The organism is Flavobacterium sp. (genome assembly GCF_043756175.1).
Classification (GTDB): domain Bacteria; phylum Bacteroidota; class Bacteroidia; order Flavobacteriales; family Flavobacteriaceae; genus Flavobacterium.
This window is the reverse complement of record NZ_JAYURN010000063.1, coordinates 36392-46163: the sequence shown is the minus strand read 5'-3', so window position 1 is coordinate 46163 and position 9772 is coordinate 36392. Positions and strand designations below refer to the sequence as shown.

7 protein-coding genes are annotated in these 9772 nt (G+C 30.3%); 5 read left to right on the top strand and 2 right to left on the bottom strand.

The genetic code is table 11. The features are described from left to right. Positions 1 to 204, bottom strand: a 204-nt coding sequence (locus tag ACH2BP_RS04145; protein WP_395057296.1) for a transposase, incomplete at its 3' end; no start/stop codon positions are given. Between the two features lie 86 nt (positions 205 to 290). Further along, the gene (locus ACH2BP_RS04140; RefSeq protein WP_395057295.1) at positions 291 to 1880 is read right to left on the bottom strand and encodes a peptide chain release factor 3; all 1590 of its coding nucleotides are present in this window, start codon (positions 1878 to 1880) and stop codon (positions 291 to 293) included. A 142-nt stretch (positions 1881 to 2022) separates the two neighbouring features. Here ACH2BP_RS04140 and ACH2BP_RS04135 point away from each other — a divergent pair, with 142 nt between their 5' ends. The 5 genes from ACH2BP_RS04135 to ACH2BP_RS04115 all read left to right on the top strand — a co-directional run bounded on the left by ACH2BP_RS04135 (position 2023) and on the right by ACH2BP_RS04115 (position 9769). Beyond that, positions 2023 to 2952 carry a type IX secretion system membrane protein PorP/SprF gene (locus tag ACH2BP_RS04135; protein WP_395057294.1) on the top strand — a complete coding sequence of 310 codons (930 nt, stop codon included), beginning with the start codon at positions 2023 to 2025 and terminating at the stop codon, positions 2950 to 2952. Between the two features lie 137 nt (positions 2953 to 3089). Next, positions 3090 to 5066 (top strand): peptidylprolyl isomerase, encoded by a 1977-nt coding sequence (locus ACH2BP_RS04130; RefSeq protein ID WP_395057293.1) that lies wholly within the window; start codon positions 3090 to 3092, stop codon positions 5064 to 5066. Between the two features lie 24 nt (positions 5067 to 5090). Further along, positions 5091 to 6449 carry a peptidylprolyl isomerase gene (locus tag ACH2BP_RS04125; protein WP_395057291.1) on the top strand — a complete coding sequence of 453 codons (1359 nt, stop codon included), beginning with the start codon at positions 5091 to 5093 and terminating at the stop codon, positions 6447 to 6449. A 225-nt stretch (positions 6450 to 6674) separates the two neighbouring features. Beyond that, positions 6675 to 8183 carry a GT4 family glycosyltransferase PelF gene (gene pelF, locus ACH2BP_RS04120; protein WP_395057289.1) on the top strand — a complete coding sequence of 503 codons (1509 nt, stop codon included), beginning with the start codon at positions 6675 to 6677 and terminating at the stop codon, positions 8181 to 8183. Next, complete coding sequence (locus tag ACH2BP_RS04115) at positions 8180 to 9769, top strand: hypothetical protein (protein ID WP_395057287.1); 1590 nt, start codon at positions 8180 to 8182, stop codon at positions 9767 to 9769. The genes pelF and ACH2BP_RS04115 overlap by 4 nt, the downstream gene beginning before the upstream one ends. Positions 9770 to 9772: the final 3 nt, after the last annotated feature.

Genomic DNA, 9772 nt, shown 5'->3' with positions numbered 1-9772 from the left:
TTTAAAATCTAACGAATAACTTTGATTCTTTCTGGGCAACAAACCAATGGCTCCGTATTCTTTATAAAATCCAATCCATTTACGAAGGTTTGATCTTTCTACACCTTTTTCTATTGAAGCATAGTTGCAAGAATAATGCTTTTCTAAAACTAATTTTACACATTCAAGTTTAAATGCATAATCATACTTTACTTTTCTTTTCATAAAAATACCCCCAAATAGTGTCTAACTTTTTGGGGGCAGTCTATTATCGAATGGTTTTTTATTTTTAAATAAATTTACATAAAAAGCTAATCAAATTCCGAAGTAAAAAATAACTTCACATTTGGGAACTTGCTTTGGGTCATTTGAATTGTAAAATCACTATCGGCCAAAAAGACCAATTGTTTGTATTTATCGTGTGCTAAAAATTTTTGTTTAATACGTTTAAATTCTTTAAATTCTTCGCTTTTAGGATCGGTAGGTTTTACCCAACAAGCTTTGTGAACAGGAAAGTTCTCGTAAGTACATTTTGCACCATATTCGTGTTCTAAACGATATTGAATTACTTCATACTGAAGTGCTCCAACAGTTCCAATAATTTTTCTATTATTCATTTCAAGAGTAAATAACTGCGCAACACCTTCATCCATCAACTGGTCAATTCCTTTGTCAAGTTGTTTTGCTTTAAGTGGATCGGCATTATTGATATATCTAAAATGTTCTGGCGAAAAGCTTGGAATTCCTTTGAAACTCATTTGCTCACCTTCGGTTAATGTATCTCCAATTTTAAAATTTCCAGTATCGTGTAAACCTACAATATCACCAGGATAAGAAATATCTACAATTTCTTTTTTCTCAGCAAAAAAAGCATTAGGACTAGAGAATTTTAAATTTTTACCTTGTCTAACATGTAAATAAGGTTTGTTTCTCTCGAAAGTACCTGAAACAATTTTTACAAATGCCAATCGATCTCTGTGTTTAGGATCCATATTGGCATGTATTTTAAATACAAATCCAGATAATTTTTCTTCAGTAGGATCTACTAATCTGGTTTCAGATTCTTTAGGTCTTGGCGATGGTGCAATTTCTACAAAACAATCTAGTAATTCTCGAACGCCAAAATTATTTAATGCAGAACCAAAAAATACAGGCTGTAATTTTCCGTCAAGGTAATCTTGTCTGTCAAAAGGCGGATAAACTTCGGTAAGTAATTCTAAATTATCACGAAGCTCATCAGCTGGTTTTTGACCAATTATTTTTTCTAATTCAGGACTTTGTACATCAGATATAGCAACTACATCATCAATATTTTTTCGGCTATCGCTACTAAAAAGATTAATATTCTTTTCCCAGATATTATAGATACCCTGAAAATCGTAACCCATTCCTATTGGAAAACTCATAGGAGTGACTGTCAATCCTAGTTTTTGTTCTACTTCGTCCATCAAATCGAAAGCATCTTTTCCTTCTCTATCTAGTTTGTTTATAAAAACCAAAATAGGAATTTTTCGCATTCGGCAAACGGCAACCAATTTTTCGGTTTGCTCTTCGACACCTTTAGCAACGTCAATAACCACAATAACACTATCTACAGCGGTTAAGGTTCTAAAAGTATCTTCAGCAAAATCCTTATGTCCTGGTGTATCTAGAATATTAATTTTTTTGTCCTTATATATAAATGCTAAAACGGAAGTAGAAACCGAAATCCCTCTCTGACGTTCTATTTCCATAAAATCGGAGGTAGCACCTTTTTTAATTTTATTGTTTTTTACCGCACCAGCTTCTTGTATGGCACCACCAAATAGTAAAAGTTTTTCGGTTAGTGTTGTTTTACCAGCATCGGGATGCGAAATAATACCAAAGGTTCTTCTGCGTTCTATTTCTTTAAGGAAACTCATTATTTTTAATTTTTGTAAATATACATTATTATTAAATATTGTTTTACTCACTTGGCTTTTTTAGATTAAAAGTGTAGATTTAACTCCATAATGTATATTTGATGGAATTTCCATTAGAATTTATGATTCCTTAAACTTAAAAATGAAATCGAAAAATAGAAAGAAAATATTTTTAACATTGGTTTTTATACTGCTGGAATCTTTTGCTTACTCGCAACAGGATTCTCAGTTCACACAATATATGTACAATACGATTAATGTGAATCCAGCTTATGCAGGCTCCAGACGTGTTCTGAGTGTTTTTGGGATACATAGAAATCAATGGATTGGTCTTGACGGTTCGCCAGTTACCAATGCTTTTTCCTTGCATTCGCCAATAGATAATACAAATTTGGCCCTTGGATTATCATTTATTAATGATAAAATTGGTCCATCTAACGAAAATTTAATTTCTATAGCTACTTCTTATGCATTAAAAATATCAGATAATTATAAATTATCATTTGGTGTCAACGGAACTATTAATCAGTTTAATATCGATTATAATAAATTAAAAACATACGATACTTCCGATGCTTTGTTGCTATTACAAGAGAATAACAAATTCTCTCCCAATATTGGTGCAGGATTGTATTTTCATTCAGAAAAAAATTATATAGGAATTTCTGTTCCAAATTTACTCGAAACAAAACATTATGATGATATAAAAAAAGCAGTTTCAAATGAACGAATACACTTTTATTTTATCACAGGACATGTTTTCGACCTGTCATCAAATATCAAACTAAAACCAGCTTTATTATCTAAAATTGTAAAAGGTGCGCCACTTCAAGTCGATTTGTCGGCCAATTTCTTGTTTAACGAAAAACTAACTCTAGGTTCAGCTTATAAATTCAGCAATGCTTTGAGTGTAATGGTAGGATTTCAAATGTCAAACTCTTGGTTTTTAGGTTATGCTTACGATTTAGAAAGAACTAAACTAGCCAATTATAATTCGGGTACGCACGAAATGTTTTTGAGATATGAATTATTTAAAGATTACACAAAATTTAAATCACCAAGATTTTTTTAGAAAATATTTTAGTAATCTTTCCTCAGTTTACAAATATAAATTTTTGTTAATACATAGCGATATAGTTGTATAATGTAACCGAATTGTTATTTTTGTTCGTCGTTAAAAATAGTATCTTTTTAAAATAAATTTAAAGAATGAAAATTAATAAATTAATCTTAGGTTTTGCATATGCTATAAGTTCTTTGGCTTTCGCCCAAAGTGAGAAAAAAGAAGTTTTGTTTACTATTGATGACAAACCATATTATACCGATGAGTTTTCACGTGTTTATAACAAAAATATCGATTTAGTAAAAGACGAATCTCAAAAAGATCTGAGCCAATATATGGACTTGTTCGTGGGTTATAAGCTCAAAATAAATAAAGCCAACAAGCTTGGATTGCAAAATAACACAAAGTACATTAATGAGTTAAAGTCCTACAGAGCCCAGTTGTCTAAAAATTACACATCTGACACAAAGGTTACAAAAGCACTAATAGAAGAAGGTTACAATCGTTCGTTAAAAGAGATTAGAGCATCACATATTTTAATATTGGTCGATGAAAATGCCATGCCAGGTGATACATTAAAAGCATATAATCAGACAATCGATATTAGAAAAAAAGCAGTAGCAGGAGAAAATTTTGAAGACCTTGCAGTTAAGTTTTCACAAGATCCATCATCAAAAGAAAATAAAGGAGATTTAGGGTATTTTTCAGCGTTTAGAATGGTTTATCCCTTCGAATCGGCAGCTTATAAAACAAATAAAGGCGAAATATCGATGCCAGTTCGAACAAAATTTGGATATCATTTAGTAAAAGTTATCGATTCTCGTGACAATCGTGGCGAAGTTACAGTTTCGCATATTATGATTTTGAAATCACCTAAAACAGAAACGGATATAACTGTAAACGAAAAAGCTAAAGCAACAATTCAAGATATTTATACTAAGCTAAAGCAAGGCGAAAACTTCGAAAGTTTAGCCAATCAGTTTTCTGAAGATAAAAATTCAGCGCCAAAAGGCGGATTATTACCACGTTTTGCTTCGGGACAATTAAGCTCAGAAGAATTTGAGAATGCAGCATTCGGTCTTACAAAAACAAATGAATATTCCGAGCCATTCGAAAGCCAATTTGGCTGGCATATTGTTAAGTTAGTAGATAAACATCCAATAAAAAAACTCGACGAAATGGAAAGAGAATTGGATGAAAAAATCAGAAAAGATGACCGTTCTCGATTAATTACAAATTCTCTTACAAGCAAATTACAGAAAAAATATGCCATTGTTCGTGATGATAAATTATATACACAAATAAAAGCATCAGTTACTGATAAGTTTTATACTAGCGAATGGAAACTTCCAACTAATTTGAAAGATTATAGCGGAAACTTATTCAAAGTTGAAGAAAAAACTATAAATGGAGCCGAATTTTTATCAAATTTAGAAACACAACAAAAAGCAAATCTTAAAATAAAACCTATCGGTAAATTAGTAGATTATGTGTATCAAAACTTTGTAGATGCACAAATGACAAATTATTATAACGATAATTTAGAAAAAGAATTTCCAGATTTTGCAAACGTTATCGAAGAATATCGTGACGGATTATTACTTTTCGACTTGATGGAAAAGGAAATTTGGGACAAAGCAAAGCAAGATACTACTGGATTAAAAAATTATTATAATGATAATAAATTGAAATACCAATGGAAAAACAGAGTGGAAGTATTAGTTGCTTCATCAACAAGAGAAGATATAGTAAAAGAAGCTAAAAAATTATTAAAAAAGGATCAAACTGCTGATTTTATTAAAACAAATCTTAATACAAAAGATGTTGTAAATGTAATGACTAAGCAAGAAACATATGAAGAAAGTGCCGAAAATTTACCTAAAAAGGTAGTTTTCAAAAAAGGAGTTTCAGAAGTGTATAAAGATGGTGAATTTTATTTTGTAAATAGAGTTTCAAAAATAATTCCAGCAACAAACAAAACACTCGACGAAACAAGAGGAAGAGTGATAAATGATTACCAACAATATCTAGAAGATAATTGGGTAAGTGATCTAAAAAAAGAATTTAAAGTAAATGTAAATCAAGAAGTTTTCGAAAAATTGAAAGCTTCGATGAAAAAATAATTAATGCCAATAAATAATTTTAAAATGAATATAATAAGTAGTAAGTTAAGTTTTATAATAGCACTTTTTGCTATTTCATTAGGGGTTTCCGCTCAAGAAAAAAAGCAAAAAGTAGATGGCGTAATTGCAGTTGTAGGAGAATACGTTATTTTAGATTCAGATATAGACAAAACTACACTAGAGCTTAAGCAACAAGGTGTAGATACTAAAGATATTACCCGTTGTCAATTGTTAGGTAAGCTTTTAGAGGATAAATTATATGCACACCATGCCGTTCAGGATAGTATTGTTATAGAAGACAAAGAAGTAAACTCAAAATTAGACGAACAAGTAAGCTATATGGTAGAACAATTGGGTTCTATGGAAAAAGTAATTCAGTATTTCAAAAAGTCTAACGAACAGGATTTTAGAGCAGAATTGTTTGATATTATTAAGGTGAACAAACTAACTTCTGAAATGCAAAAGAAAGTTGTAGATGCAGTAATTATTACACCAGAAGAAGTTCGTAACTTTTTTAAAGCAATTACTAAATCAGATTTACCCGTTTTTGGAGCAGAAATGGAGGTAGCTCAAATCGTAGTAAAGCCAGTCGTTTCTCAAGAAGCAAAACAAAAAGTAATAGACCAACTAAAAGCGATTAAAAAAGAAGTGCAAGAAGGTTCTAGTTTCTTCGGAAAAGCAGTATTGTACTCAGAAGATAAAGGATCAAGTTCTAATGGAGGATATTACAAAATGGATAGAAGAACCCAATTTGTAAAAGAATTTAAAGACGTAGCATTTAGTTTAAAAGAAGGCGAAATTTCAGAGCCGTTCCTAACTGATTTTGGGTATCATATCATTTACCTAGAAAAAATTAGAGGACAAGAAGTAGATTTGCGTCACATTGTTATTTCTCCAAAAGTTTCTGACGAAGCCTTAAAAGCATCAAAAGAAAAAATAGAACTCATTCGCAAAAGAATTTTAGAAAAAGAAATTACCTTCGCTGAAGCTGCTCGTACCATGTCCGACGAAAAAGAAACTCGTAACGACGGAGGGGTTTTAACCAATCCAAAAACACAGGATACTCGTTTCGAACTTACAAAAATGGATCCAGCTTTATATAGTCAAGTTTCAAACCTAAAAGACAACGAAGTCTCAAATCCTATCGCCGATGAGGATCGTACAGGAGGAAAATATTATAAAATAATAACAGTAACAAATCGTTATGACGAACACACTGCTGATTATTCTAAAGATTACACACGTCTAAAAGAGTTGGCGTTAAAAGAAAAACAAATCAAAGCCATTGCAAAATGGTCTGAAGAAAAAATCAAAGAAACGTACATAAAAATAAATGGCGAATATCGCGATTGTGTATTCACAAACAATTGGCTAAAAAAATAATTTTTTAAAGAAGATATTTTGATTTAGCGTTTTTAACCATATTTGTTTTCATACTTCTAGTTTAGTAATAATAAATTAAAATTATTAATATAATCACTCTTTTTTCTAGTTGGTATTGAAGTAATTAAGTTTTCATGACGAAATGTTTTGATATTTATAGTATTATAAATTTTACTTTTGTAACCAATAAATAGTAATTTAGGGGGTATGATAAAATCTATTTTAATGGCTTTAGAAGGAACCTATCCTTTTCATGGAGGAGGAGTTTCTACTTGGGCACACATTTTGTGCGAAAAGATAAGTGGTTATAATTTTGAGTTGTACTCTGTCAATGCTGTATTCGAGAAAGAAAGTAAGTATAATTTAACTGAAGCTGTTTCTGGGTTAACCCAAGTGCCTATGTGGTATGCGTTAGAACCAAGAGAAATCATTAGATTTAATGATACTTATTGTGATTTTGTAGTTAAGAAAGAATTGGATTTATCTAATGCTATTGAGACTGATTTTATTCCTCTTTTTATTCGATTGATAAATCAAATATATTCAGAATCGATTAATGTTGCTGAGTTTGAAAGTGTCATTATAGAAATGTGGTACTTTTTTCAAAAAAATGATTATAAGCTTTCTATGAAAGACCCCCTTGTTTGGGAAACATTCAAAGAAGAAGTACTTAAATACATTGAATTTCATAAAATTCAGAGAGCAACATTGTTAGATTTGACTTATGCAATGAGATGGATTTATCATTTTTTAATGCCAATTTCAATAGATTTTCCAAGAACCACAATTATACATCTTGCCTTATCAGGCTTTGTAGCTATTCCTGCAATAATTCAGAAACATTTATATAATACTCCAATTTTGTTAACTGAACACGGAGTGTATATTCGTGAGCGCTTGTTGGCAATTAGTCAGTCTGATAGCTCTTATTTTTTAAAGGATTTTTTAATTCGATTTTCTGAATGTGCTACTCGTTTAGCTTATAATAAATCAGATATAATTATGTCTGTAAATAAATTCAATTTTAAGTGGGAACGCATGTATGGTGCTCGAGATGAACAGTTACGAGTTGTTTATAATGGCATTGATCATATGAGATTTATTCCTCGCGAAAAACCAGCCGAACTAAAAGGTATTCCTACCGTTGTTGCCATGGCACGTATATTCGAATTGAAAGATATACTTACAATGGTAAAATCTTGTAAGGTTGTTAAAGATGTTTTTCCTAATATCCAGTATAGAATTTATGGTGAGAATAATGCCGTGCCAGAATACACTTTAAAATGTGAAAAACTTATTGAAGAATTAGATTTAAAAGAAAATTTTTTGCTTTTAGGGCCTCATAAATTTCCTGAAAAAGTATTTTGCGAAGGAGATATGTCCATTTTGACTTCAATTTCTGAGGGTTTCCCATATACCATTATCGAATCAATGAGTTGTGCTATTCCAGTTGTTTCTACTGATGTAGGAGGAGTGGCAGAAGCTCTTAACGAAGAGTGTGGAATACTTTGCAAACCAAAAGACGCAAATGATATTGGTCAGGCTGTAATAAAGTTACTTCAAAATGAAGAATTAAGACTTCAAATGGCTGCAAATTCGAGAAAAAGAGTTGAAGATTTTTTTACTATTGATAAATTTATTAAACAATACGAAGAAATTTATGATGAATTGTCGATAAAATCATCTTATGTTGAACAAAACGTGACCTCGTTTTCAAACAAAATAAAAAGATGAAAAATTTCAATATTGACGAGAATAAAATAGATATACTAGCTTTTCAAATAAAAGAAAGGATAGGTAAGTCTGTGAGTGTTAATGTTACTCAGGCAATTATCGAATCTTTTGGTATTAGGCAAGTAGATGTGTTGTCAGATTATGGAATTCCTACAATTGAAGAATTAGCTCAAGTTGTGCATCAAAATTTAGAAAAAAGAAATCATGAAAACGTTCTCACAGATGACAATCCAGTCCCAAAAGTAAAAAAGATTACGAATGTAAAAAATTTCTTAAAAGATTATATAACAGGAATTATACATGTTTTTCCTATTTTCTTTCAGGTTCTTTCGGTTGTTATTTTTGGTTATTCATTATGGGTTTATGCGGATTTTAATATTCTTCAATCTACATCGGTTGTTGTTGGGGTAATGTCGAGTTTGATTTTAACAGGAGGCGTTGTTACGGTTGTTAGTAAGCAAATTTCTTTTTATTGGAATCATAAAAATGATGAAATGGTGTTTCAAACGACCGTTTATTTGCTTAAAAAAGGATTTCAAGTACTCTTTCTTGGAAATTTATTTCTTATTATTTTCTCAGTTATATTAGGATTGTTTGCAATTGAAATGGCTTTTTTAAGCTCTATTTATTCTATGTTAATCGGTGGGATTTTGTTATTTATAGCTCCTTTACACGTTATAAAAAGAAGAGGAATAATTACAGTTTCAATTATAGTTGGAACAGTGGTTTCTTTGATATTAAAGTATTATACTTCTTTAAGTATTTATATTACACATTGGCTGGGAATATCAATAGTTACACTTATTTTGTTCTTATATCTTTTACGTTATTTTATAAAGAGAAAAATAGTTTTTAATAAGTTTAGTCATAAAGAAGTTCGTTCAGAATTTATTGTTTACAATAACTATATCTACTTTTTTTATGGAACTCTATTTTATTTCTATATTTTTTTAGATCGAATTCTTGCTTGGTCAGTTCAAGAAAAAGAACGTTTTTTATATTTTATTTTTTTTGAAAAAGATTATGAAATAGGCATAGATATAGCTTTGCTTACTTACCTTTTAGTAGCTGGAATTATGGAGTTTAGTATTTCTTCATTTACTACGGTTCTAGATGATATGCAATCACAAATTAAGGCAACTGAAACCCAAAATTATGGGCGATTATTTCTGAAAAAGTATTTTAGAAATGTTCTTTTACTCACTCTTTCGTGTTGTCTAGCTTTTTCTATACAAGCTTTTTTGATGTACTCACCTCATGGTTATAACTCATTTTTTGATGAAGATTTGAATGATTTAAATATAAAGGTTTGTATTCTAGGCTCATTAGGGTATTTTTTTCTATCTTGGGCAGCTTTAAATGTCTTGTATTTTTTTACACTCGGACAACCATTAAAAGCTTTTAACGGATTATTGATAGCAATTTTATGTAATGTTTCCGTAGGTTTATTTTTAAGTAGATTAATGTCGTATGAATTGAGTGTAATTGGATTTCTTTTTGGAAGTTTTGTTTTCATGCTCTATACAACATATCATCTCAGAGGGTTTTTTAAGAAAATGGATTATTACTATTATGCAGCTTTTTAAAAT